Here is a 782-nt window from a genome sequence, read left to right as displayed (position 1 = left end):
GCTATTTCTACATGATTTTATTAATTTTTCTAAGTTTATGAGTATTTTGTTTAAAAATGTAAAATAGAAGTGGCGTACAAAACGATAGAAATAATCAAAATATTAGGATATTATATTGAATCTATTTAGTGTTTATGGTACTATCATAACAAATAAATTACTAAAAATTTAGTTAAAAAATTAAACAGACGAGAAATTCTGATGAAAGTGGTGATTCCAACAAGGCTCATGATCCTTTTAAATAAAAGAGATACCGCTTTCAAATTGTTTTTTAAGGAGGTGATAAAATAAGCGGAGCAAAATAAAAAAAGTTAAGCCATGATGCTTAACCAAATGTACAAATTATTTTATCATGCTTCCAAACAGTTGCAATGTTACAGAAAGTGAAGGAGGAGAATGAAAATGAAAAAGTCAATGATATCTATGTTAGTGATAGCGTTTTCGATATCTCTTATGGTTGGATGTAACAGCAAAGAATCGGGGACAGATTCTAGCTCTAAAGTAAAACTGACTGTTTTTAGTACTATTAGTGATGAGAAAGGAAAAGAAGCGTTTGAAGAAATTACAAAAGAGTTTGAAAAGGAAAACCCAAATATTGATGTCGAAGTCAATTTTCCAGGACAAGAATATGAAAACATTCTTAAAGTAAAAATGGCTGCTAACGATTTGCCTGATGTATTTGATACACACGGTTGGGCGCAAATTCGGTATGGAAAATACGTGGCAGATTTAAGCAAGGAAAGCTGGGCGTCTAATTTAACGGATTCGATGAAACCAGTGCT

At 31.2% G+C, this 782-nt stretch carries 1 protein-coding gene; it reads left to right on the top strand.

The features are described 5' to 3' along the window. Positions 1-402: 402 nt before the first annotated feature. Positions 403-782 (top strand): extracellular solute-binding protein (locus VU18_RS16655; protein ID WP_047758607.1); only part of this gene is annotated, 380 nt, incomplete at its 3' end.

This window comes from Geobacillus sp. ZGt-1 (assembly GCF_001026865.1).
Lineage (GTDB): Bacteria > Bacillota > Bacilli > Bacillales > Anoxybacillaceae > Geobacillus > Geobacillus thermoleovorans.
This window is presented reverse-complemented; position numbering and strand designations above follow the sequence as displayed.